This window comes from Enterococcus sp. AZ188 (genome assembly GCF_050544075.1).
GTDB lineage: Bacteria > Bacillota > Bacilli > Lactobacillales > Enterococcaceae > Enterococcus_D > Enterococcus_D entomosocium.
On sequence record NZ_CP172943.1, the window covers coordinates 2,970,769 to 2,992,463 of the forward strand.

Consider the following 21,695-nt stretch of genomic DNA (forward strand, 5'->3'; position numbering starts at 1 on the left):
GTTAGCTTTTTGGCTAACTTAGGCGGTCGCTTCCCTTTTGAGTGACTCATAAACTTTGTGTCATCTGGAGTGCTTCGACAAGCTCTTGATACTGCTCTTGGGTCAAATACTCTTCATAAAATGTCAGATAATCATCGATATCTGCTTGGGTCAAATAAGGCAGCTCTTGCTTGATTTGCAGTAGCAGTTCCTCGAACTCCTCATCCGTCAGCATATAAGAAGACCAATCATCGGCTTCATCATAGCTATCCCAGTACTCATCATCATAATCATTCTCATACCCATCGTCATAGCTGTCATCCCAGCCATAATCATAGGGAGAAAACAATTCTTCTGGGTCAATCAATTCTTCCGCTGTGGGGATCGCAACGGCAGTATCACTTTTCTTTCCTGTAAAAGTCACCGTAGCTCCGATAGTCGTTTGCAGCTCATCCGCTTGCACGAAGTGAAAAGCCATTTTCTGCTGATTTGTTTTCGTATTGACGGTCATAGCTAAGTCAAACTGCTCGACTTCTTCCAGCATCGTTTCTAATTCGGCGACTTGCTTTTGATCGGCACCGTGTTCTTGGGCATAGGTTGCATAATCTGCCAATTCTTCTTTGGTAAACGTATGGCTGATCGTATCTCCATCTCTTTTGAAAGCATCCGGTTCGAAGGTTTTCAAATAGTCTGCAAACGTCTCATTATGAAAAAGACTGTTCATGGTAAAGAAGTTTTCAGGCGCTTTTTCTGCTTCGGTTGTCTCCTCGTCGTCCTCTGCAAAAGTTCCTTCGCCAAAGTAAGAATCTAAGGTTTCTTGATCGATGCGCAGGTACTTGCCCTCATATTCCCCAGCGTCTGGTGTTGTTCCATAACTGTCATCACCAAATGCGCTGATATACCCTTGCAGTGTTTCATAGATTTCAGCTGACACATACGCTTCTTGTTTTTCAGGATCGACGATCAGCTTGATCGGCAGCTCCTGCCCCCCATAAGCGACTGCCAGATTGAGTAAAATCGCTTTGGTTTCCTTGTCTTGGACGAAGTCCCCTTTAAATGACGAGCCTACTAACTGTGACATCAACATAGAGGCATACCTATCGGCTTCTTGACCGTATTCGCTGCTGTTGCCTATCTCAAAGGTATCGATCGTCGCTTGGAATTCACCAGCATTCGTTGCTTGCTGATTCGTCAACTGTTCGGCAAACTGTTCTTGCGGTAATTTCGTACAGCCACCGAAAAGAAAGGCGAACCCAACAAACAAAATGATGCGTCCCCACTTTTTCATCCTGCTCACTCCTTTTCGTTTATTGTACCGAAGACTGCGAAAGCTTACAATCCTAAGCTCTTTTTATTAGCTCTCATGAAAAAAAGATTGCCCCGGGGGACAATCTTTTCGCTAATCTATTCTTCACCGATGATTCGGACTTCTGTTTCTAAGGTGACATCAAAAGTTTCTTTGATGACTTGTTGGATATGGGCAATCAGTTCAACGTAATCCGTGGCTGTTGCTTGATCGACATTCACGATAAAGCCCGCATGTTTTTCTGAAATTTGGGCACCGCCCCATTTCAGTCCTTGTAAGCCTGCATCTTGGATCAGCTTGCCGGTAAAATGACCGACTGGACGTTTGAAGACACTCCCACAAGAGGGGTATTCTAGCGGTTGCTTCAATTGCCGCAATTCTGTCAGTTCATCCATTCGCTTTTTGATTTGTTCTTGATCACCTTTTGTTAGATCAAAGCGACTGCTCAAAATGATCATCTTTTGCTCTTGCAACTTGCTATGACGATAAGCAAATTCCATTTCTTCCTTGGTATATGTCACGATTTGACCATCAGCCAGCAAAACGTCGCAGGACGCAAAGACATCTTGGATCTCGCCATCATAGGCGCCTGCATTCATAAAGACGGCACCGCCGACACTGCCGGGAATCCCGCAGGCAAATTCAAAACCAGTCAAGGATTCATGCAAAGCGACATAGGTCGTATCGATCAACTTTGCTCCAGCATCGACGATCAAAGAAGTGCCGTCTACCACGATTTGGTTCATTTCCGACAGCATGATCACCACGCCACGAATACCACCATCACGGACGATCAAGTTGCTGGCGTTTCCTAAGACGATCCAAGGAATCGCTTGTTCTCGGCAATAATCAAGCAGCTGTTTAGCCTCTTCTGCTGTTTTGGGAAAAGCCAAAATGTCTGCCGGTCCACCAGTTTTTGTATACGTATAGTTCAATAAGGGTTCATCTTTTAATAAGGCAATTTCAGGGAATTGCGCAATCATCAAGTCTTTATTCACGAGAAGGTTTCCTTTCACAATAAACATCTCACTTATTTTAGCATGTTCAAGGAAAAGTTGCTACCTCTGGTGAATCAAAGAAAAGCTTAATAATCGAATGACCTGATTAATAAAGAGTAAGCTTCAAAAAAAGTGTTTTGTTATTTCAGATAATCGTTCTTTCATCTCCGTAGTGACTTTATCGACTACTTCTAAGTTGCTGCGATGCAAGAGGTCCACACTGCGAATATGCTGACAAAGAATCGTCCCTTGAACTTTACTCTTTTGTGTTTCGGTAACTGTTTGAAACGCATTCGATCGAGCGAATTTTTCTTCTACATATTTTTTTGAGCTACTGATTGGCATCACTAAGACGGTATTGAAACTCTTGTTATAATAATCATTACTAACCACCACACACGGTCTTTTTTTTGCCATTTCATTTCCTTTGGTGGGATTTAAGTCAATAAAAAGAATATCTCCTTGTCTTACCATTCAATATTCTCCTCACCTAAATCTTCTCCAAAAAACATCTCACCTGTATCAAATTTCCCCGTTTCTTCTACGATCGCTAATTCTTGTTTCCAAAAATCTTCAAAGGAAGGTGCTGCTTTTTCGCCTGTTACCTTGATCTCGCCTTCTGGAGTAAATTCAAAAATTACCCGCTGATTCTCTTTTAAGCCTAACTTTTGCCGCACACTTTTTGGAATAGTTATTTGATTTTTCGAAGTCATTTTCGCTGAAACTTGCGCTTTGATCGTCATGTGAACTGCCCCCTTTTCAAAACGATTGTAACATAAAACGTAAGGAAAAGTAAGGATTTATTAATCCTTTTTCGTACCACAAACGAATTTTCTCTAGCATCCAAATTTAATCCTCATTCTTCCTCCTTGTTTTCCTTATTCCGCTCACTTGCTTTGCGCTTCTGGCTTTTTTAGGTAAAATGGGAGGCGTAGTGGAAAATAAGGAGGAGTCTTAATGAAATTTATTTCTTGGAATGTGAATGGTTTACGGGCCATCGTTAAAAAAAATTTTTCTGAAGTGTTTGAAGCCCTCGATGCTGATTTCTTTTGTTTACAAGAAACAAAGCTGCAAGAAGGTCAGATCGAATTGGATTTACCAGGCTATCATCAATACTGGAATTATGCGGAGAAGAAAGGCTATTCTGGCACGGCGATTTTCGCAAAAGAACCTGCGCTATCCGTCCGTTATGGATTAGGAATCGAAGAACATGATACGGAAGGTCGCGTCATCACGCTGGAGTATCCTGAATTTTTCTTGATTACTTGCTACACACCGAATTCCCAAAATGAATTGCGCCGCTTGGATTATCGCATGACTTGGGAAGATGCCTTTTTGGCTTACTTGACTGAATTGAAACAACAAAAGCCAGTGATTCTCTGTGGTGATTTGAATGTTGCCCATAAAAATATCGATATCAAAAACTGGAAAACCAATCAAAAAAGTGCTGGGTTTACACCTGAAGAACGGGAAAAGTTTTCAACTCTTTTGGCTGCTGGCTTTACCGATACGTTCCGTTATTTCTATCCAGATGCAGAAGGCATTTATTCTTGGTGGAGCTACCGTTTCAACGCTCGCAAAAACAATGCCGGCTGGCGCATCGATTACTTTGTCGTTTCGGATGACTTAAATGAGCGCTTGCTAGACGCCAAGATCCATACAGATATCATCGGCAGTGACCATTGTCCGGTGGAACTGGATCTCAACTAACCGTAGGAAAACTTCAGTTTTTCTTAACGTTTGTTCGCTTTTCATTCTTTGATTTTGTGCTAGAATGGCAATGAGGTGAGTCTGATGAATTTTATCGCAATGGACTTTGAAACAGCAAATTATCAAAAGCATAGTGCCTGTTCCCTTGCACTAGTCATGGTACAAGACAGCAAAATCGTGGGCGAATATTACACATTGATCCAACCGGAAACGGAATTTTTTTGGAAAAACATTCAAATTCATGGCATCCGTCCAGAAGATGTGCAAGAAGCGCCTAAGTTTCCTGACGTATGGAAACAAATCCAACAATATTATCAATTAAACAGTCTGATCGTTGCGCATAATGCTGGTTTTGATACCGGCGTTTTGGCGGGGTGTCTTGACTATTATGGGTTGTCACAACCAAACTATCTTTCCTTGTGCACGGTACGAACAAGCCGCAAACTGTATCCAGAATTTACGAACCACAAATTAAATACGGTTTGTGAGCAATTGCAGATTCCTTTACTAAACCACCATGATGCCTTGGAAGATAGCCGGGCATGTGCCCAAATCTTATTGCGTCAAGAAGAAGAATTTGGCATCGATCCATTAAAAAAATTGGTTTTAGTCAAATAAATAAGAACGTGCGTCCTAAAGTCTAGCGCAATGCTGACTTTAGGACGCACGTTTTCATTTAAGGAAGGATTCATTTTAAGTTAGATCGATCCAATAATGACAGATTACAACGCCATCTTCAGGATCAATGGCTTTTTCGGTTAGTTTACCGCCGTTATTTTCAATGACTTTGGCGGAGGCACGATTGGCTTCTTCACAGGTTACTAACACGTTTTTCAAGCCAAATTGTTTGGCCTTTACCAATGACTGTGCCAGCATTGCCGAGCCGATGCCTTGCTTTCGATGATCTGGGTGCACCGAATACCCGATGTGTCCGCCAATTTGGCGTAAGTATTCATTAAGCGTCAGACGCAGATTCAAGAGACCGACCACTTTTTGATCTTGGATAGCCAGATAGGTACGGGCGGGAACGAATCCTTCTGGTACCGTTTCTGCTGTTTTAAAATCCGCCAATCCCTTTAGCCAGTCTTTAGCTGTCGGACTTTCTACAAGTCCTGCCCCACCATGGATGACTTCTTGATTCTTCTCGAAGGCTTGCCGATACGCTTCGATTTGATCGCAGTCTGCGATCGTCGGTTCCCGAAACTCCATTTCCTTCACTCCTTTTTTATGATTCAAAAAGACGTGCCATCATCAAGACGTCAACTTTTTGCCCCTCGCGGGTTTGCACTGCTTCTTTCATGCAGCCTTCTGTTAAAAAACCAAATTTTTGATAAAGATGGATCGCTCGTAGATTTCTCGCTTGGACGGTCAACTCGATGCGGGTCAATTCGCCAACTTCTACTACCCAGTCCAGTAATTCTTCAATCAGGAGCGAACCTAAGCCCAAGCCCCAATAGTCTTTTAAAATCGAGATACCGATCTCCCCGACATGGGCTAATTGCCACTCTTCGTTGCCTTTGACTGATGCCATGGCGATCAACTGTTCTTGATCAAATGCCAGCAACAGCAAATAGTCCTCCCGTTCATAGATAGCGTCCAGCTGTTCTGCCAATAGGGCTTCTGGCAACGCCAAGCCGCTTTCGTCCATCAAGAGATAATCCGTTTCTTCTCCTAGCTGTTGACTGACTGCTAACACAGCTTTGGCATCAGCACCCGTGGCTTCTTTGATCTGTATCTGGATCTCACTCATGGGCTGCCTGCCATTTGGTTGTGATCCGTTGCAAAAAGGCGGTTGCTTTGGTGCCATATGCATGACATTTCACAAGACGTTTTTGTTCATCTGTATCATCTTTTTCCAAAATCAGTTCTAAATAATCCTCTGGCAGGGAGGCTTCTAAGAGATTGCCCCACTCGATCACACACAAGCCATCCCCTTCGAAATAATCATCCAGTCCTAAATCTTCTGCACCGTATTCCACCCGATAGACATCCATATGGTACAGGGGCATCCGCCCATTGGTATATTCACGAATGATCGTATAGGTCGGACTTTTGATCAGTTGCTCGATCCCTAACCCCAAGGCGATGCCTTTCGTCAATGTTGTTTTGCCAGCACCCAAGTCGCCCGTCAATACCAGATTATCCCCTGGCTCGGCTACTTCTCCAATGATTTTTGCAAATGCTGCGGTTGCTTCTAAGTCGTTAATGGTAAACATAGTCCCCATCCTTTGATCAATCTAATTTACTAGTTGCTAGTATAGCTTGTTTTTCAAGGAATTGTAAAGAAGGAGCTTAAGGAAAATTTCCCGACGACCACTGGATCGTTGATTCATATGGACGCCCCCTGCTTTGTTGCCCTCAACTTTCCAAAAGCAAAACAAAAAACTGACCCTCAAGGGATCAGTTTTTCATAAGTGCAGCGATTGGCTGCTTATTTTTCCATTAATGTTTGTGCCGCAGTAATGATTGATAATTTGTAGACATCTTCTTCATTTGAACCACGGGACAAATCAGAGATTGGTTTGTTCAACCCTTGTAAGATTGGTCCAATCGCTTCAAAGTTACCGAAACGTTGGGCGATCTTGTAGCCAATGTTTCCTGATTGTAAATCGGGGAAAACAAAGACGGTTGCTTTACCTGCTACTTCAGATTCAGGAGCTTTCAATTGCGCAACTGCTGAGATATACGCAGCATCGAATTGCAATTCTCCATCGATTTGATATTCTGGTGCCAATTCTTTGGCGATTTTTGTTGCTTCAACGACTTTATCTACTTCCGGTGCTTTCGCAGAACCTTTCGTTGAGAAGCTTAACATAGCAACTTTTGGATCGATTTCAAATAATTCAGCGGTTTTCGCTGAGTCAACAGCGATTTCTGCTAGTTCTTGTGCATTTGGGTTTACATTGATGGCACAGTCTGAGAACAAGTATTTTTCTTGGTCACGACCACGAACCATTAAGAAAGCACCACTTGTACGGCTCACACCTGGTTTTGTTTTGATGATTTGTAAAGCGGGTCTTACTGTATCACCCGTAGAATGGATCGCTCCGGAAACCATTCCTTCAGTAATGCCCATGTAAGTCAACATTGTACCGAAATAGTTGACATCTTTTAAGATTTCTTCTGCTTGTTCTTTCGTTGCTTTGCCGTTGCGGCGTTCCACAAAAGCTTCAACCATTTCATCCCAACGATCATAATTTTCAGGATCTAAAATTTCAAAGTTTGATACGTTGATTCCGCGAGCTTCTGCTGCTTTTTCAATTTCAACCGGGTTACCGATCAAAACGGGTTCAATCAATTCTTCTGAACGTAGACGGCTAGCAGCACCTAAGATACGAGGATCTGTTGCTTCTGGAAAAACGATTTTGATATGACGACGCACGATTTTAAATTTTAAACTTTCGAATAATTCCACGGGTAAAGACCTCCAGTTTTTTTATACCCTTCCATTGTACAATAACTGCGAAAAAAAGAACAGATAAAAATCCTGTATTAGTCGATTATTTTAAATATCGTTACCTTTTTCACAAAATCATCAGTTCTAAATAACACAGTTTTACAACTGTGTTATTTTTTCCGGTAACGCCCAAGAAATCGGTTCTTCCCCTAATGCCAGCAACGCTTGATTGATCTTAGAAAAAGGCTTTGAACCAAAGAATCCTCGATGTGCCGACAACGGACTTGGATGAGGCGCTGTTATAATAATATGTTTGCTGGTATCTAGTAAAGCGGCTTTCTTTTGAGCGGGTTTGCCCCAAAGCACAAAAATGACCGGTTTTTCTCGTTGATTCAATTTTTCGATAATCGTATCTGTCAGCTGCTCCCAGCCATGCCCGTGATGTGAATAGGCTTGTCCCTCACGTACCGTCAATACGGTATTCAACAATAAGACCCCTTGCTGCGCCCATGGCACAAGATAGCCATGGGACACAGGTGCAATCCCTAAGTCATCGGCTAATTCCTTGTAAATATTGCGTAAGGAAGGCGGTATTTTGACCCCCGGCTGCACGGAAAACGACAGTCCGTGGGCTTGGTGAGGGCCATGATAAGGATCTTGACCTAAGATGACAACTTTTACGTCATGGTATGGTGTCAGTTTAAGTGCTTCATAAATATGGTCCATCGCTGGATGGATCTTTTGCTGGGCATATTCTTGTTTCAAGAAAGCCCGTAGTTGTTGGTAATAGGGTTGCTCAAATGATTCTTGCAATTGCTCTTGCCAATCATTGTCCAATAGTCGTTTCATGGCGAATCTCCTTTGTTTTCTTCTAGGATAACAAATCCCGCCCATTAGAAACAAGAATTACTCTTCGAAAGAAAAAAAATCCGTGATTTATGGTACACTATTTGTAGAAACGATTAAGAAAGGACGCTGACAATGATCAAATTAATTGCTTCTGATATGGATGGTACGCTTTTAAATGCCAGTATGCAGATTTCAGAAGAAAATATCCAAGCAATCAAATATGCCCAATCCAAAGGAATCGAATTTATGGTCGCAACTGGCCGTAACCGTAAAGAGGCATTGCCACCGCTGCAAGAAGCCGGGATCGACTGTGCAATGATCACCTTGAATGGGGCCCAAGTCTATGACGAAACGGGTAATTCATTATTTACTGTGCCGATCAGCCATGAACAAACTCGTTCGTTGATCGACCTACTAAAAGAAAACGACATCTATTTTGAGATCTCAACGAGCAATGGGATCTATTCGGAAAGTCAGACACGTCGGATCGAAAATTTTGCGATCCATACGGCAGAAGCAATGCCCCATTTAACCCATAAGATGGCGATTGCTATGACAGCAGCCCGTTTAGAATTTTTACCGATCAATTATGTCGATGATTTCAGTGAGTTGTTTTCGATCGAAGAATTAGAATTTTTGAAAGTGATCTGCTTCCACCAAGACGGTGCCCGGGTATTGGGTCCTATCACGAAAATCATCGATGGGTACGGCGATCTAGTGGTGACTTCTTCTGGACAAAACAATATTGAGATCAACCACCGAAACGCGCAAAAAGGAATCGCAGTGGCACATGTCGCCAAAGACCGGATGATCTCACTGGCGGAAGTGATGACGATCGGTGACAACTTAAATGATGTAAGTATGCTGCAACTGGCAGGCGTTAGTTTTGCAATGGGAAATGGCGAGTTAGAGGTAAAAGAAGTCGCGAAGTATTTGACGGACACCAATATTGAGGCTGGTGTCGGCAAAGCAATCGTTCGGGCAATTGATGAAAATCTTTAAACCACGCAGCTTTTTGGGGATACATGAGGAGGCGTAAGTATGTCAGAATTTTTCATCCAAGATAGGCAACTTAGCAGAGTCACACGAACCATTGTCAAAGATGAAACAGGCAAATCACTATTTTTGATGGTGGGACGTTGGGGAACCAAGGGCGATGCCCTCTCCCTTTACCGTTTAAATGGGCAAATGGTCGCTAGTATCAAACAAATCAGCTTTACTTTTGGTACACGCTTTGAGATCTACAAAGACTTTGAGAAAGTCGGTACACTGCAAAAAATCTTTAACTGGCCAGGTGATTTCTACTATATCCAGCAGCTTCACTGGGCGGTCCACGGCGATATCTATAATCATCGCTATGGGATCCATCATTTCAATAAAAAGATTATGGAGATGGACAAAGCGACCTTGTTGACGGGGGATTATTATGTACTGGATGTTGTCGATGACCGGGATGCGCCGGTCTGCATCTGTATTGCGGCCGTCATGGATTACTGGCTGTACAATCGGCACCGCAAAAAAGACCATCCTCTTGAGCTTCGACTAACAAATGGAACCAGCTGAAAAATCAGCTGGTTCTTTTTTGCATATGGTCGTAAAGATGGCCACTGATCTCTCTTTGGGCCACGACTTCAAATCCGTGCTTTTCATAGAGCCGCTTCGCATGGGGATTTGCTCGGTCAACACTCAAGCCGATCACCTCATAACCATCTCTAGAAGCAATTTTCGGCAATGCTTCTAACAAGGCTGAGCCGACGCCTTTGCCCCGAAATTTCTCAGCCACACAGATGGTATCTAAGTACCATTCATTTGGTAAAGTCTCTTCATCGATAAACAGCTTCATGTCTTTACTCAAACCGTACTGTTCCAGCACTTTATCTAGAGGCTGATCGATCGTCGCCTCTTCTTTGTCTGGATATCCAAAGGCGACGCCAGCAACTTCTCCGTCGATCTCATTGACTAGCGCACGGCGAAAGCCGTAACGATAATCGGGTTCTAGCATGGCATCTGCCAAGATCTCTAAGGTCTTGGCTTCTCCGATCTCTTTGACAAACGGCAATTCCATGTCCTTTAAAATGACTAAAACGAGTTCAGCCATGACAAAACGATCTTCTTCTTTTGCAAATCTTATCACGTTTTTTCCTCCTTGCTTCTATACATAGAATAACAATTCTCTCAAGAAAAACCAAGTTGAATCGACAAAGGATCAACACAAAGTCTTCCTTGTTTATTCATGTAATTCCAACGGCAAGCCGTCTGGATCTTGGAAAAAGGTCATCTTCTTATTGGTGAAGGTATCAAAACGAATCGGTTCGCACACAATCCCTTTAGTGGCTAACTCCGCTACGACTGCTTCAATATTTTCCACCGCAAAGGCCAAATGTCGCAAGCCGGCTGCTTCGGGAAAACTTGGTCTTGCTGGTGGGTTTTCCACCACAAACAGTTCTATTTCTGATTCCCCAAAGCGCAAGTCGATTTTTACATCTTTCTTTTCTGGGCGCGCATGTTCACGAATCACTTCAAAGCCTAATTTTTCTACATAAAACTCTTTGGTCTGTTGGTAATTACTAGCGATGATCGCCACATGATGCATTTTTGAAAACATTATTGCCACTCCTTTGTATTGGACTCCTCTCTCAGTTTAAAGCCTTTGGCTGCATTTTACTAGAAAAGACTGCCGAAGTTCTCCTCTTTTCATAAATGGTTTCTGTTATACTAGAAAGCGGAAGGTGATGAAAAAATGAAACTACTTTATATTTCAATCTCTGGAAATACCCGTGCATTCGTCAACCGCTTGTTGGCCTATGCAGATCAGCAAGACACACCGAGCACTTGGGAAGCCAAAGAAATTCATGACAATAGTGTCTTTGAACAAGAAGACGAACCTTATGTGGTTTTTGTCCCTACCTATTTAGAAGGTGGAAACGGCGTCGATAACGGCGATCAGGAGATCCTCACAGAAACCATGCGGGAATACATTGACTATGAAAACAACGCCGCTCTTTGCTTAGGCGTGATCGGCAGCGGCAACAAAAACTTTAATTATCAATATTGCTTGACCGCAAAGCAATATGCGGAACAATTTTCGATTCCGTTCTTAGCGGATTTCGAGCTGCGAGGCACGACCCAAGATATTGAACGGATCTATGCTTGTTTAAAAGAAATCGATCCTGCCCACAGCAACACTTAGCTTTAGCCAGCATTCATTAGCCATTAGGAGGACTTTTGCATATGGAACCACAAACGATGGTCATTTTGATCATACTCGCCAGCATTCTCATCTTGACCGCACTAGATATCTGGAATCGATACAAAGTACGTCGTTACGTTCGGCTTGCTTGGGGAAAACTTCCCCGTCAGCCCCGCTTTGATAAAGAAGCGAGTTTGAAAAAAGCTTGGCTGACTGAGAAGAAGTTTCACGATTTTGATAGCGAGGTCGATGACATCACTTGGTATGACTTGGATGGCTTTTCGTTGTTTGAGTCCATTAATCTGACGTTTTCCAGTGTTGGTTCAGAAGCGTTGTACCAGCAATTACGCAATTTCCACTTTAAGCCGGACAAACAGCTGACCAAATTGATCGACTTTTTTGCTGCTGACAGTGCCGCACGCGAACAATCCCAATATACATTTGCTCGTTTAGGAAAACAAGATGATAATTTTTCGAAAGCCTACTTGGCCAATGAAGCGGCGCAATCGATCGGTTCTCTGCCGTTCTTTGTCTTTTTAGGTGTGCTGCCATTAGTCGGCATCTTGCTGCTCCTGCTGGGGATTGTCCAAGGCCTCCTGTTGACGTTGATTAGTGTCGTTTTCAATACGATCTATTACTCCATCAAAAAAGCCAAGCTGGAAACAGAACTGAACAGCATGCGCTATTTGGTTCAAACGATTGCCTGTGGCAGTCAGATCGCTAAAATCAACACGCCCCTCCAAGATGAGCTCAAACAATCTTTGTCACCATTAAAGAAGATCACTCGTTTCGCTTTCTCATTTCGTGCCAAAAACGGCAGCGAAGGAGACATGTTGTTTGAATACATCAATATCATTTTTATGCTGCCGTTTATTTCCTACCAAACGGTCACCACTACTCTGGCCAAACACCAACAAGCAGCCATCGACCTCTGGAATTTATTGGGGAAATTGGAAGTCGCAGCCGCCATTTTAAATTTTCGCACGTATATGCCCATCACTTGCCTACCGACCTTACAAACAAGCGGAGGTGTAGAAGCAACGGGTACGTATCATCCCCTTCTGAGTGAAGCAGTCATGAATGATGTCACTTGGAACCACAATACCCTTGTAACTGGCTCCAATGCCTCAGGCAAATCGACATATGTCAAAAGTGTCGCCATCAACTGTATTTTGGCACAAACCATCCAGACAGCAGTAGCTGAAACCTTTACGATGGTTCCTGGTCACGTCATTACCTCGATGGCTGTCGAAGATGATCTATTTGAAGGCGACAGCTATTTCGTGGCGGAGATCAAATCCATCAAACGCCTGCTAGATACCGTTGCCACGAAACAGCGCTGCTACTGTTTTGTTGATGAGATTTTAAAAGGAACCAATACGGTGGAACGAATCGCTTCTTCTGCCAGCATCATCCATTGGTTGCGAGCCTACCCATCATTGGCCTTTGTCGCTACCCATGATATTGAGCTGACTGAAATTTTGAAAAATGATTGCCGCAACATTCATTTTTCTGAACAAGTCACGGAAGATGACGGCATCTCCTTTGATTATAAGGTCAAATCCGGTCCTGCCTTGAGCCGCAACGCGATCGCCCTCTTAAAAGTCATGGGCTACCCTGAAACGATCGTTCAAGACGCCTACGCCGCCGCCAATGATTTTGATCAAAATCGTAAATGGCAGGAATTATAACTTCACACAAACAAAAGCGCCTTATCCCAGTGTCAGTCACAGGATAAGGCGCTATTTTATGTTTCATTTAGTCAAACAAACCAGTCGTTAAACTGTATTGCTCTCCTTGTAGCACATCATATTGGATCAAATTGTAGGCATCATAGATTTCTTGGGCTTCTTGATCCAACGCAAGAGTCGTCTGCCATTGTCCCTCTTGATAATATTGACCCAGTTCAAAAGCCGGCAACTCATCTTGCAAGGCCAACAACAACTGGTAAAACCCGCTGGTTGGTTGATCACTGGCTTCTAATAGGTTCGGCGCAAAATAAAAAGGACTTGTTACTGGTACATCTTCTGGCGCAAAATTCCCTTGCGAATCAACCATCAAAAATTCGGTTTCATGCAGGGCAGCCGTTTCATTTTGATCCTTGATCTCATCGGCATAAATGCCTGGTAAATGATCTCCCCAAAAGACGACCAGCGTTCGCCGATCCAGCTGCTCTAATTCAGCCACAAAGTTTTTCAACGCTGTACTGCTATAAGAGATATCCTGTAGGTAGTTTTCCAAAGAAGCCATATTGCCAGGACCGCTCGCTTGGTAATTCAACGTATCGTATTTGCCAGCATAAGGCATATGGGTCTGCATCGTCACTAAATGGACAAATTGCGGTTGCTGATCGTTTTCCAACAAAGCCAGCACTTCTTTGTAGGCCGCCTCATCAGAGATATAAGGATTATTTTCGATTTTGTCGGTATAGGTCATCGTATCTTGATCGATAAACTGTTCAAACCCCATCACCCCATAGACATCCTTGCGTTTGTACATCGATGTATCGTAAGGATGGATCGCCGCTGCCGTATACCCTGATTGTTCCAAGAAAGAAACCAAGGATGGCAGTTGCGTCAATTTCGGCACTAGCATCGTGTAAGGCGTTGTCATCTGTGGATTCAATAGGCCCATGGCAAAACCAGTCAACGCTTCAAACTCGATGTTTGCCGTACCGCCTCCATAATTTTGCGAAAGCATTTTTCCACTGATGGTTTGATCGGCGACGTGGTAATAGTCTTTCAACGGATCGCCGGTGATCGATAAGCCATTTAAATGGCTCGGGTCGGAAAAACTCTCGCTCATCACATAGACGATATTTGGTGCTTCACTTTCACGGTCTTGATTTTTCTCCGCAGCCTGTGCATTGTAGGTGTCCGCAATCGCTTGGATCGCTTCTTTTGAATACCCCTCAGGCTTCGTCATGGCATCTACCCGCAGGTTGTACAAAAACCCACCGATAAATCCCGTATTGTAGTAGTTCATTTTTTGTGAATACGGAATCCAGAGCGCCGTCTGATTGTAGGCTTTGCGTAAAAGGTTGTTGCTGTCATTGAAGTGAGAAACATAGACTAAGCCCAGCGAGCATACGACCAGCACCGCTCCTCGCATCACTTGCAAACGCCGGTTTAATTTGCGGCTGCGATAGATACTCCAGCCGATCGCTCCGATCGCCACCAGAGCGAAGAGGATGGCTAAGAAAAAGGCGCCATTGCCGATCATAGTTCGTAGAAGGTCGAATTGAGTGACCATCTTTAAATCATCGGGATAGATTGGTTCTTGGCGATAGACCATCTTCGTGTGGTTGGCATACCCTAAGATTCCGATGACGACACTATAAAAGATGCCCCCGATCAGTACCGAACCTGCCAAGCTGGCAAACACCCCATACACCAGCAGTAGCACCCCACAAGCCAAGAAAAACTTTGCTGTATGCCACGAAAAGGCAAATTTCAGAGCTAATTCAACGGAAAGATTGTTTTGACACCATTGCAAATATAAATTACTGAAAATGATCAACAGGACGATGGCGATGCCTTTTAATGCGATCTTCAGATAAGGATGGATATTTATTTTCACGAAGGAACATTCCTCCTTTTCTACACATTCTAGGTACCCTCGTATTTTATGCTTTCGAGGCAAGAAAGTAAAGCCGAGGTAAGAAGCTTTTGTTATTTTTAAAGAAAGCAACCCTCATAAAAAAGAGTCTAAGGTTTCTTGCCCCCTAGACTCTTCTTTCTATCTGAATGGAACGGAATCACTGGTTTCGTTTATTTCCAAAAATCATCAAAAATCGTGACTGGCAAGTGGCGTTTGTGTTGCGTTTTGTTCCACCAGTTTTCAATGGTTTGTTGGGCTTCAGCCGCAATTTCCTTGCCTTCTAAATAGTCATCGATGTCGTTGTAGGTCACTCCTAAAGCTGCTTCATCTGCAACTAAAGGTTTGCCGTCTTCCAAGTCCGCAGTCGGGACTTTGGTATACAATGCTTCTGGTGCGCCTAAGTATTGCAAGAGTTGGCGGCCTTGGCGTTTGTTTAAACGAAACAGTGGTAAGATATCGGCACCGCCATCGCCGTATTTCGTAAAGAAGCCGGTGATATTTTCAGCAGCGTGATCCGTACCCAGAACAGCTCCTGCTTTTTCACCCGCAATGGCATATTGCGTAATCATCCGTTGACGGGCTTTGATATTGCCTTTATTAAAGTCAGAAACCGCTAAGCCTGCTTCTTCCACCGCTTGCACTTGGGCATCGACGGCGGCTTTGATGTTTACCCGCAGCTCAATATCTGGTTTGATAAATTCAATGGCTTTTTTTGCATCTTCTTCATCTGCTTGTTCCCCATAAGGTAAGCGTACCCCTATGAACTGATAGTTGGGATTCCCGGTTTCACTGCGCATTTCCTCCATCGTCAATTGCGCGATCCGGCCAGCTAATGTCGAATCTTGCCCACCACTGATCCCCAAGACAAACGTATGCAAGAACGAATTCTTTTGCAGATACGCCTTTAAAAAATCAATACTCTTACGAACTTCTTCTTTCGGGTCGATGGTCGGTAAGACTCCTAATTCTTTGATAATTTCTTGTTGCATGGTCATAGAAACGCCTCCTCTTATTTTTTGAAGCAGCTGACTGATCCTAGGACCAGCGCAGTTGCGGATTACAAAATCGCGCCATTGGTTTGTTTACGTACTTTTTCAATCGTCCGCATTTTATGATCCCAACATTCTTGCGAGAGATCAACTGGGTACTTCTGTGGATTCAAATCACGTTTGTACTCATCCCAAAGGGAATCCAAGCAATTCGTCGCATAGGCTTTGACGTGTTCTAAGTCAGGTACTTGATACACTTGCTGGCCATCTACAAAGATATCTTGCAACAATGGTCGCGCATCAAAGTTCGTCACTGTTTTGTTGATAAAAGTGTGAACAGGATGGAACATGAACAGTTCGTCTGCTGCTTGCGGATTTTCTTCCCATAGCGTGACATAATCGCCTTCTGACTTGCCGTCCGATTTACGGGTGATCCGCCAGACTTGTTTTTTCCCAGGGGTCGAAACCTTTTCGGCATTGCTGGATAATTTGATGGTGTCGATCATTTCTCCCTGCTCATTTTCGATGGCAACCAGTTTATAAACCGCACCTAATGCCGGTTGATCGTAAGCGGTGATCAGCTTGGTGCCGACACCCCATACATCGATTTTCGCCTTTTGCATTTTCAAGCTTAGAATCGTATTTTCGTCTAGATCATTGGAAGCATAGACTTTGGCTTCCGTGAATCCCGCTTCATCCAACTGTTCACGGACTTTTTTCGAGATATAGGCCATATCGCCGCTATCGATCCGCACACCCAAGAAATTGATCCTATCCCCCATCTCTTTGGCCACACGAATCGCATTTGGCACACCTAAACGCAAGGTATCATAGGTATCGACTAAGAATACGCAATCTTTGTGGGTTTGGGCATACGCCATAAATGCATCATAGTCATTGCCATAGGATTGCACGAGGGAATGGGCGTGGGTTCCGCTGGCTGGGATGCCAAAAATCTTCCCTGCCCGCACATTACTCGTCGCATCCGCTCCGCCAATATAAGCCGCTCGGGTCCCCCAAATGGCTGCATCCAATTCTTGTGCCCGACGTGAACCAAATTCCAACAAGGGATCCGTGCCGATCACAGATTTGATGCGGGCAGCTTTCGTGGCGATCAAGGTTTGGAAATTGACCATATTCAGTAGCGCTGTTTCGATCAGCTGCGCTTGTGCTAACGGCCCTTCTACTTGAATGATCGGTTCATTATTGAAGACTAAATCGCCTTCTAACGCTGAACGAACGGTACAAGCAAACTTGAACTCCTTTAGATACTCTAAAAAAGCTTCTGGGTAGCCGCCGATTTCTCGCAAGTAGGCAATATCCGTTTCTGAAAAGGATAAATCGTTCAAATAATCGATCAAACGTTCCAGACCGGCAAAGATCGCATAGCCATTTTCAAAAGGCATGTCACGGAAATAGCATTCAAACACCGCATTACGATCGGCTCTGCCTAACTCCCAATAGGTTTGCATCATGTTGATTTGGTAGAGATCGGTGTGCAGCGTCAAGCTGTCATCTTTAAATAATTTCTGCATGTTCTTACTCCCTCTAGCTTACTTCTTCTCATTATAGCAAAAAAAACACAAAAGACAGAAAAACTTGTTTTTTCAAAAAAAAGTTGGGCTTTTGCCAGTACAAGGCAATCCATCTGAGAACAAATTGCTCCAAAGCATGGGTCAGCCTCCTACTTATTGCGCATTATTTGCGCGCTCGTATAAGGTCGCCCCTTTGTTCAACGTTTGATTGCTCTTGCAACGTGCATGTCCCAACTTCTTTCAACTAGTGTTCTTTCACAGGCAATTGAACAAGAATGACATCTTTTCTCGGTTTAGAAAAGGTGATGCCTCTTGCTTCCATTTCTTTACGAATATTGATATTGACGGTCACGTCTTTGCGATCGACCTTCAGCAAACGATGAATCGCTGTATCGACTTCTTCCCGACTGATTTTCTTTTTATTGTTGATCAATACTAAAGAAATCGTATCAAAACTATCCACATAGAGAATCTGCGTCCGATCAAGCGAATACAATTTATAGTATTTGATCGCTATTTTGTCGAATAGATACTTGGAGATGTTCGGGTAAAAAGTTTCCATATTTAGATTTTGGTTTACTGGGGTTTCAATCAACTTCATGCACAACATCCTCTCTCGAAACTAATTCTGTTAAAATAAAGCGGCCAACACCGCCGTCTTCTGCGCGCTCAATGGTTCGATCACAAACTGCTTTGATCGCTGGGCTGGCATTTGCTACAGCCAAAGAAACATCCACCGCTTCAAACATCGCAAGGTCATTTTCACCATCACCGATCCCGTAGCTTTTGGCAGCGGGAAAAGCTTCTAAAAAGCTACGGATCGCCGCACCTTTGGTCGCCAATGGATCAACGATTTCCAGTGTTTGGACAAAGGATTGAAAAATCGCTGCCGTTTCTGACTGGATCATCGCCCGCAGCCGTTCTCTTTTTTCGTCTGACGCTTCCATCAGTTCGATTTTGATGACCTTTATCTCTGGATGTTCCTTCATAAACTGCAACACGTCGTCTTTATGAAGGCATTCGTTGTAGAAGAACTCGTATTTGTAGTCAGCGATGATTTGCCCTCGCTCCCCTAACTCCGCGAGTAACTGCTTACGGCTTTCTTGAAATTGCGCTTCATACAAATGCGCTTGTGGGGAAATGATGCCATGGTCAGTATGTAAGAAATAAAAAACCGCTTCTGTCTCTAAGATACCAATCACTTGTGCCAATGTCTTATAGGGTAAGGTATGCGTCAAAACAGGCGCTTCTCCTTTTATCATCAGACCGGCGCCGTTTCCGAAAATCACATCGCAGGAAAGGCCTTCTTCCGCCATCATATCTTGAACAAGCTCAAATCCTCGCCCTGTGACAAACACAAAGTGATCCCCTTGGGCTTGCAAACAACGGATGGCTTCTTTATTGATCTCATGAATCGGGTGCCCCATTTCTTGAAACGTCCCATCAATATCAGAAAAAACTATTTGCATCTTATCTTCCTTTCTTTGTTATAATTATAGCACATTTTAAAAAACGCAAAAAAATTTTCTTGACTTTGTCGTTACGTCAACCTTTAGGATACAGGTGTAAGGAGGGAAAAGCCGATGGAATATACGATCAGTGCCTTAGCCAAACTGTCAGGAGTCAGCAGCCGTACCCTGCGGTATTATGATCAGATCAAGTTGTTACAACCGCAACGCACCAACTCAGCTGGTTACCGTATCTACGGGAGGCAGGAAGTCGATCGCCTACAGCAGATTTTGTATTTTAAGTCTTTTGGGCTGTCATTAGAAACGATCCGCGGGATCTTGGATGAGCCGCAAGCATCGATCCAAATGGTCTTGTTGCAGCATTACCAACAGCTTTTACAAGAGCGAGCAGCCCTGGACAGTCTTTTGACCACCTTAGCGCAAACAATTGATTATTATGAAGGAGAAAAGACGATGACCGATCAAGAGAAATTCAGTTATTTTAAGGAACAAAAAATTCGTGAAAACGAAGCGAACTACGGTGCCGAATTACGAGAAGCCTACGGTGAGGAAATCATCGAACAAAGCAACCAAAAGTGGCAGCAGATGACCCAAGTTGATTATCAAGCACTGACCGACAACGAAAACCGCTTATTGCAGCTGATAAAAGAGCTATTGAATGAAAAGGAAGGGAAACGAATCCCTTCTGACAAAGCCCAAAAGGCTTTTGCTGCGCATCAAGCATGGCTTAAACAAGCAGCGCCCTTTTACTCAGCAGAATATCACCGATCTTTAGGGGAAATGTACGTTCAAGACGAGCGTTTTACCGCCTATTACGATCAAAAAGCGGGCGTCGGTAGCGCCCAGCTGTTGAAAGAGATCATTGACCATTACACCGAATCCCTTTAAAAAAACGATGCGCAAGCACTGCCCACTCAGGGGCTTTGTTTGCGCATCGTTTCGTCTATGCTATCGTTTGATGAACTCATAGGGCATGCGATAGTTGCCGCTTTTTTCCATTATCGCCAATTGGACGGCAGTCTCCCCGCAAGCTTGCAAGTGATGATCGATCGTTGAAAGCTGCAGCAGCTCGCTGATGTATAAATTGTCCCGTCCAATCACAAGCCATTCTCCCGGCGCCTGCGATTGGATCCCAGCAGCAACATGATCCCCATTGGTGAAGATCGCTTCGACCCCTTTATCTGCAAAATAAGCAGCTGCTTCTTTGCCATCTTCTTCCGTCAAACAATCCCAAAAGATCAAGTCTTCGGAAAAGGTCGAAAAATAGTCATGAGCCAAACGGACCGTGATTTTTGAATTGCTGCTGAGCTTGCGGCTACGTCCCAATGTCACGCCGATTTTCTGGATGCCTTGTTCCTTAAAATACGTGAAGACCTCCTTGATCGATTCCTCTCGATCGATATAGGTGCAGCCGTCAGTCAAATACGAGATATTTTCACAAAAGACGATGCGTCCGTATGAACGATAAGGCAATAATGTTTCGATCGGATTCGCCCGCGAGGTAATGATCAAAGCATCAAAGCTTTTCGCCGCAAATTCTTGCAAATATGCTTCCTCTACTTGCGGATCATAGTTCGTGGCTAAAAGCGTCACCTTATAGCCACGAGCAAACGCTGCTGTCGTGATGCCGCTCAATAATCGATCAAAATAGGGATGATTGACAAACGGCAGGATCACGCCGATGTTTTTGGTTTTGCCGACACTTAATGCCCGCGCCGTGTAATTCGGAATATAGTTGACCTCTTCCATGACAGCCAGGATCTTACGACGCTTTTCTTCACTGACATAAGGATTGTTATTAATGACTCGTGAAACCGTTGAGACCGAATAGCCGGTCAAGCGTGCAATATCCCGAATGTTTGCCATGACTCACTGCTCCTTAAACGAATAATTGTTCTTTCATATAGTCTATCACACTTAACCCACATGTATAAAATTCATAGTAATCATTGTGATGAATAAAACCGATCCGCTGAGACCCGAAGTGTTCATCACATGTCAAATGACTGATCTCATCCACCGGAATTTCTACCAAGCGTTCTTGAAAGAACCCTTTTGGTTTCGTCAATACCAATTGTTGTCCATCAAAAGCCAACGTTACATAACAACATTCCGCACCATTCTTCTTCATGTACGTATTCATTTTTTCATCCCGCCTTCCTTTTTATGAATCAAGCATACTGTATGAAACGCGTCTCAGAGCAAGTCATTTGTTTCACTTTTTAACAAAAACCGATCGACTTTCATGTGAATTACTTCGCATATTTTGCTTTTGTTGGTACAATAAAAAGAGAACAGTGCGAAAGGAAGCGCGATTTTTTTAAGGAGGACCGCAAAGTGACATTAGAAGAAGCTTTTTTATTAGACACCTTGCGATGCCGCTTCAAATTTTTAAGAGAAGAACGCGGATTGAGCCCAAAAGAAGTATGCCAGCATCTCGATGTGCCTTACCCCGATTACACCTTATACGAAGCAGGCGATCGCTTACCCGATGTATTGACGCTGCTACACGCAGCTTCCCTCTATAATGTTTCTGTCGATTACTTATTAGGACAGACAGAACGACCAGAACGGTATTTATGCTAACAATCGACTTTATCGAAAAAACGATCAAATGGTCGTTTTTTCTTTTGCCTCTTTCCCACTTTTCATCGATTAGCAACAATTGTTATC

The 21,695-nt window shown here is 43.6% G+C and carries 26 protein-coding genes; 8 read left to right on the forward strand and 18 right to left on the reverse strand.

Going from position 1 to position 21,695, the window contains the following annotated elements:
* Nucleotides 1-46: 46 nt before the first annotated feature.
* The 4 genes from IGI86_RS13645 to IGI86_RS13660 all read right to left on the reverse strand — a co-directional run bounded on the left by IGI86_RS13645 (nt 47) and on the right by IGI86_RS13660 (nt 3,026).
* Nucleotides 47-1,267, reverse strand: coding sequence for a hypothetical protein (locus tag IGI86_RS13645; RefSeq protein ID WP_061053178.1), 1,221 nt, complete (start codon nt 1,265-1,267; stop codon nt 47-49).
* Between the two features lie 116 nt (nt 1,268-1,383).
* Nucleotides 1,384-2,268 carry a UDP-N-acetylmuramate dehydrogenase gene (gene murB, locus IGI86_RS13650; RefSeq protein WP_196043984.1) on the reverse strand — a complete coding sequence of 295 codons (885 nt, stop codon included), beginning with the start codon at nt 2,266-2,268 and terminating at the stop codon, nt 1,384-1,386.
* 138 nt (nt 2,269-2,406) lie between these two features.
* Complete coding sequence (locus tag IGI86_RS13655; RefSeq protein WP_016621609.1) at nt 2,407-2,757, reverse strand: type II toxin-antitoxin system PemK/MazF family toxin; 351 nt, start codon at nt 2,755-2,757, stop codon at nt 2,407-2,409.
* Entirely contained in the window at nt 2,751-3,026 is a 276-nt protein-coding gene (locus tag IGI86_RS13660) for an AbrB/MazE/SpoVT family DNA-binding domain-containing protein (RefSeq protein ID WP_005234145.1), read from the reverse strand. The genes IGI86_RS13655 and IGI86_RS13660 overlap by 7 nt, the downstream gene beginning before the upstream one ends.
* 214 nt (nt 3,027-3,240) lie before the next feature.
* Here IGI86_RS13660 and IGI86_RS13665 point away from each other — a divergent pair, with 214 nt between their 5' ends.
* Together IGI86_RS13665 and IGI86_RS13670 are read left to right on the forward strand one after the other, a co-directional pair.
* The gene (locus IGI86_RS13665; protein WP_005234144.1) at nt 3,241-3,993 is read left to right on the forward strand and encodes an exodeoxyribonuclease III; all 753 of its coding nucleotides are present in this window, start codon (nt 3,241-3,243) and stop codon (nt 3,991-3,993) included.
* Nucleotides 3,994-4,077: 84 nt separating this feature from the next.
* Nucleotides 4,078-4,611, forward strand: a complete 534-nt coding sequence (locus IGI86_RS13670) for a 3'-5' exonuclease (protein ID WP_010749886.1) — start codon at nt 4,078-4,080, stop codon at nt 4,609-4,611.
* Nucleotides 4,612-4,686: 75 nt separating this feature from the next.
* On the opposite strand, the gene IGI86_RS13675 is transcribed toward IGI86_RS13670, so the two are convergent.
* The 5 genes from IGI86_RS13675 to IGI86_RS13695 form a co-directional block, all read right to left on the reverse strand.
* A complete protein-coding gene (locus tag IGI86_RS13675; protein ID WP_430617447.1) occupies nt 4,687-5,202 on the reverse strand; it encodes a GNAT family N-acetyltransferase in 516 nt (171 codons plus the stop codon).
* A 16-nt stretch (nt 5,203-5,218) separates the two neighbouring features.
* Nucleotides 5,219-5,743 carry a GNAT family N-acetyltransferase gene (locus IGI86_RS13680; protein WP_005234141.1) on the reverse strand — a complete coding sequence of 175 codons (525 nt, stop codon included), beginning with the start codon at nt 5,741-5,743 and terminating at the stop codon, nt 5,219-5,221.
* The gene (tsaE, locus tag IGI86_RS13685) at nt 5,736-6,209 is read right to left on the reverse strand and encodes a tRNA (adenosine(37)-N6)-threonylcarbamoyltransferase complex ATPase subunit type 1 TsaE (RefSeq protein ID WP_034878371.1); all 474 of its coding nucleotides are present in this window, start codon (nt 6,207-6,209) and stop codon (nt 5,736-5,738) included. Before tsaE ends, IGI86_RS13680 begins: the two co-directional genes overlap by 8 nt.
* 215 nt (nt 6,210-6,424) lie before the next feature.
* Entirely contained in the window at nt 6,425-7,408 is a 984-nt protein-coding gene (gene pta / locus IGI86_RS13690; RefSeq protein ID WP_008380699.1) for a phosphate acetyltransferase, read from the reverse strand.
* Between the two features lie 141 nt (nt 7,409-7,549).
* Complete coding sequence (locus IGI86_RS13695; RefSeq protein ID WP_005234138.1) at nt 7,550-8,239, reverse strand: uracil-DNA glycosylase; 690 nt, start codon at nt 8,237-8,239, stop codon at nt 7,550-7,552.
* Between the two features lie 132 nt (nt 8,240-8,371).
* On the opposite strand from IGI86_RS13695, the gene IGI86_RS13700 reads away from it, so the two are divergent.
* Both IGI86_RS13700 and IGI86_RS13705 read left to right on the forward strand, forming a co-directional pair.
* Entirely contained in the window at nt 8,372-9,241 is an 870-nt protein-coding gene (locus IGI86_RS13700) for a Cof-type HAD-IIB family hydrolase (RefSeq protein WP_005234136.1), read from the forward strand.
* A gap of 39 nt (nt 9,242-9,280) precedes the next feature.
* The gene (locus tag IGI86_RS13705; RefSeq protein WP_005228514.1) at nt 9,281-9,802 is read left to right on the forward strand and encodes an LURP-one-related/scramblase family protein; all 522 of its coding nucleotides are present in this window, start codon (nt 9,281-9,283) and stop codon (nt 9,800-9,802) included.
* A 4-nt stretch (nt 9,803-9,806) separates the two neighbouring features.
* On the opposite strand, the gene IGI86_RS13710 is transcribed toward IGI86_RS13705, so the two are convergent.
* Both IGI86_RS13710 and gloA2 read right to left on the reverse strand, forming a co-directional pair.
* The gene (locus IGI86_RS13710; RefSeq protein WP_005234129.1) at nt 9,807-10,373 is read right to left on the reverse strand and encodes a GNAT family N-acetyltransferase; all 567 of its coding nucleotides are present in this window, start codon (nt 10,371-10,373) and stop codon (nt 9,807-9,809) included.
* Nucleotides 10,374-10,466: 93 nt separating this feature from the next.
* A complete protein-coding gene (gene gloA2, locus IGI86_RS13715) occupies nt 10,467-10,844 on the reverse strand; it encodes an SMU1112c/YaeR family gloxylase I-like metalloprotein (RefSeq protein ID WP_005234127.1) in 378 nt (125 codons plus the stop codon).
* A 135-nt stretch (nt 10,845-10,979) separates the two neighbouring features.
* On the opposite strand from gloA2, the gene nrdI reads away from it, so the two are divergent.
* Nucleotides 10,980-11,429, forward strand: coding sequence for a class Ib ribonucleoside-diphosphate reductase assembly flavoprotein NrdI (gene nrdI, locus IGI86_RS13720; protein ID WP_005228511.1), 450 nt, complete (start codon nt 10,980-10,982; stop codon nt 11,427-11,429).
* Nucleotides 11,430-11,470: 41 nt separating this feature from the next.
* Nucleotides 11,471-13,120, forward strand: coding sequence for a MutS-related protein (locus IGI86_RS13725; RefSeq protein WP_430617448.1), 1,650 nt, complete (start codon nt 11,471-11,473; stop codon nt 13,118-13,120).
* A gap of 67 nt (nt 13,121-13,187) precedes the next feature.
* On the opposite strand, the gene IGI86_RS13730 is transcribed toward IGI86_RS13725, so the two are convergent.
* The 5 genes from IGI86_RS13730 to IGI86_RS13750 form a co-directional block, all read right to left on the reverse strand.
* Entirely contained in the window at nt 13,188-15,008 is a 1,821-nt protein-coding gene (locus IGI86_RS13730) for an LTA synthase family protein (RefSeq protein WP_430617449.1), read from the reverse strand.
* 191 nt (nt 15,009-15,199) lie between these two features.
* Nucleotides 15,200-16,024, reverse strand: a complete 825-nt coding sequence (gene nadE / locus IGI86_RS13735) for an ammonia-dependent NAD(+) synthetase (RefSeq protein WP_016612726.1) — start codon at nt 16,022-16,024, stop codon at nt 15,200-15,202.
* A 62-nt stretch (nt 16,025-16,086) separates the two neighbouring features.
* Nucleotides 16,087-17,553 (reverse strand): nicotinate phosphoribosyltransferase, encoded by a 1,467-nt coding sequence (locus IGI86_RS13740; RefSeq protein WP_008380683.1) that lies wholly within the window; start codon nt 17,551-17,553, stop codon nt 16,087-16,089.
* A gap of 244 nt (nt 17,554-17,797) precedes the next feature.
* On the reverse strand, nt 17,798-18,154 hold the full coding sequence (locus tag IGI86_RS13745) for a DUF1827 family protein (protein ID WP_008380681.1): 357 nt from the start codon (nt 18,152-18,154) through the stop codon (nt 17,798-17,800).
* Entirely contained in the window at nt 18,141-19,022 is an 882-nt protein-coding gene (locus IGI86_RS13750) for an HAD-IIB family hydrolase (protein WP_005234118.1), read from the reverse strand. The genes IGI86_RS13745 and IGI86_RS13750 overlap by 14 nt, the downstream gene beginning before the upstream one ends.
* Nucleotides 19,023-19,136: 114 nt before the next feature.
* On the opposite strand from IGI86_RS13750, the gene IGI86_RS13755 reads away from it, so the two are divergent.
* Nucleotides 19,137-19,910 carry a MerR family transcriptional regulator gene (locus IGI86_RS13755; protein WP_430617450.1) on the forward strand — a complete coding sequence of 258 codons (774 nt, stop codon included), beginning with the start codon at nt 19,137-19,139 and terminating at the stop codon, nt 19,908-19,910.
* Between the two features lie 60 nt (nt 19,911-19,970).
* On the opposite strand, the gene IGI86_RS13760 is transcribed toward IGI86_RS13755, so the two are convergent.
* Both IGI86_RS13760 and IGI86_RS13765 read right to left on the reverse strand, forming a co-directional pair.
* On the reverse strand, nt 19,971-20,888 hold the full coding sequence (locus IGI86_RS13760; RefSeq protein ID WP_430617451.1) for a LacI family DNA-binding transcriptional regulator: 918 nt from the start codon (nt 20,886-20,888) through the stop codon (nt 19,971-19,973).
* 13 nt (nt 20,889-20,901) lie between these two features.
* Nucleotides 20,902-21,165, reverse strand: a complete 264-nt coding sequence (locus IGI86_RS13765) for a hypothetical protein (protein ID WP_005228502.1) — start codon at nt 21,163-21,165, stop codon at nt 20,902-20,904.
* A 194-nt stretch (nt 21,166-21,359) separates the two neighbouring features.
* Between IGI86_RS13765 and IGI86_RS13770 the strand changes: the two genes are divergently transcribed.
* On the forward strand, nt 21,360-21,608 hold the full coding sequence (locus IGI86_RS13770; protein WP_077451962.1) for a helix-turn-helix domain-containing protein: 249 nt from the start codon (nt 21,360-21,362) through the stop codon (nt 21,606-21,608).
* Nucleotides 21,609-21,695: the final 87 nt, after the last annotated feature.

Excerpts from the sequence above, each read along its gene's own strand:
- IGI86_RS13645 (WP_061053178.1), bottom strand. The coding sequence starts at position 1,267 with ATGAAAAAGTGGGGACGCATCATTTTGTTTGTTGGGTTCGCCTTTCTT.
- murB (WP_196043984.1), bottom strand. The coding sequence starts at position 2,268 with ATGATTGCGCAATTCCCTGAAATTGCCTTATTAAAAGATGAACCCTTA.
- IGI86_RS13655 (WP_016621609.1), bottom strand. The coding sequence starts at position 2,757 with ATGGTAAGACAAGGAGATATTCTTTTTATTGACTTAAATCCCACCAAA.
- IGI86_RS13660 (WP_005234145.1), bottom strand. The coding sequence starts at position 3,026 with ATGACGATCAAAGCGCAAGTTTCAGCGAAAATGACTTCGAAAAATCAA.
- IGI86_RS13665 (WP_005234144.1), top strand. The coding sequence starts at position 3,241 with ATGAAATTTATTTCTTGGAATGTGAATGGTTTACGGGCCATCGTTAAA.
- IGI86_RS13670 (WP_010749886.1), top strand. The coding sequence starts at position 4,078 with ATGAATTTTATCGCAATGGACTTTGAAACAGCAAATTATCAAAAGCAT.
- IGI86_RS13675 (WP_430617447.1), bottom strand. The coding sequence starts at position 5,202 with ATGGAGTTTCGGGAACCGACGATCGCAGACTGCGATCAAATCGAAGCG.
- IGI86_RS13680 (WP_005234141.1), bottom strand. The coding sequence starts at position 5,743 with ATGAGTGAGATCCAGATACAGATCAAAGAAGCCACGGGTGCTGATGCC.
- tsaE (WP_034878371.1), bottom strand. The coding sequence starts at position 6,209 with ATGTTTACCATTAACGACTTAGAAGCAACCGCAGCATTTGCAAAAATC.
- IGI86_RS13695 (WP_005234138.1), bottom strand. The coding sequence starts at position 8,239 with ATGAAACGACTATTGGACAATGATTGGCAAGAGCAATTGCAAGAATCA.
- IGI86_RS13700 (WP_005234136.1), top strand. The coding sequence starts at position 8,372 with ATGATCAAATTAATTGCTTCTGATATGGATGGTACGCTTTTAAATGCC.
- IGI86_RS13705 (WP_005228514.1), top strand. The coding sequence starts at position 9,281 with ATGTCAGAATTTTTCATCCAAGATAGGCAACTTAGCAGAGTCACACGA.
- gloA2 (WP_005234127.1), bottom strand. The coding sequence starts at position 10,844 with ATGTTTTCAAAAATGCATCATGTGGCGATCATCGCTAGTAATTACCAA.
- nrdI (WP_005228511.1), top strand. The coding sequence starts at position 10,980 with ATGAAACTACTTTATATTTCAATCTCTGGAAATACCCGTGCATTCGTC.
- IGI86_RS13725 (WP_430617448.1), top strand. The coding sequence starts at position 11,471 with ATGGAACCACAAACGATGGTCATTTTGATCATACTCGCCAGCATTCTC.
- nadE (WP_016612726.1), bottom strand. The coding sequence starts at position 16,024 with ATGACCATGCAACAAGAAATTATCAAAGAATTAGGAGTCTTACCGACC.
- IGI86_RS13740 (WP_008380683.1), bottom strand. The coding sequence starts at position 17,553 with ATGCAGAAATTATTTAAAGATGACAGCTTGACGCTGCACACCGATCTC.
- IGI86_RS13745 (WP_008380681.1), bottom strand. The coding sequence starts at position 18,154 with ATGAAGTTGATTGAAACCCCAGTAAACCAAAATCTAAATATGGAAACT.
- IGI86_RS13750 (WP_005234118.1), bottom strand. The coding sequence starts at position 19,022 with ATGCAAATAGTTTTTTCTGATATTGATGGGACGTTTCAAGAAATGGGG.
- IGI86_RS13755 (WP_430617450.1), top strand. The coding sequence starts at position 19,137 with ATGGAATATACGATCAGTGCCTTAGCCAAACTGTCAGGAGTCAGCAGC.
- IGI86_RS13760 (WP_430617451.1), bottom strand. The coding sequence starts at position 20,888 with ATGGCAAACATTCGGGATATTGCACGCTTGACCGGCTATTCGGTCTCA.
- IGI86_RS13765 (WP_005228502.1), bottom strand. The coding sequence starts at position 21,165 with ATGAATACGTACATGAAGAAGAATGGTGCGGAATGTTGTTATGTAACG.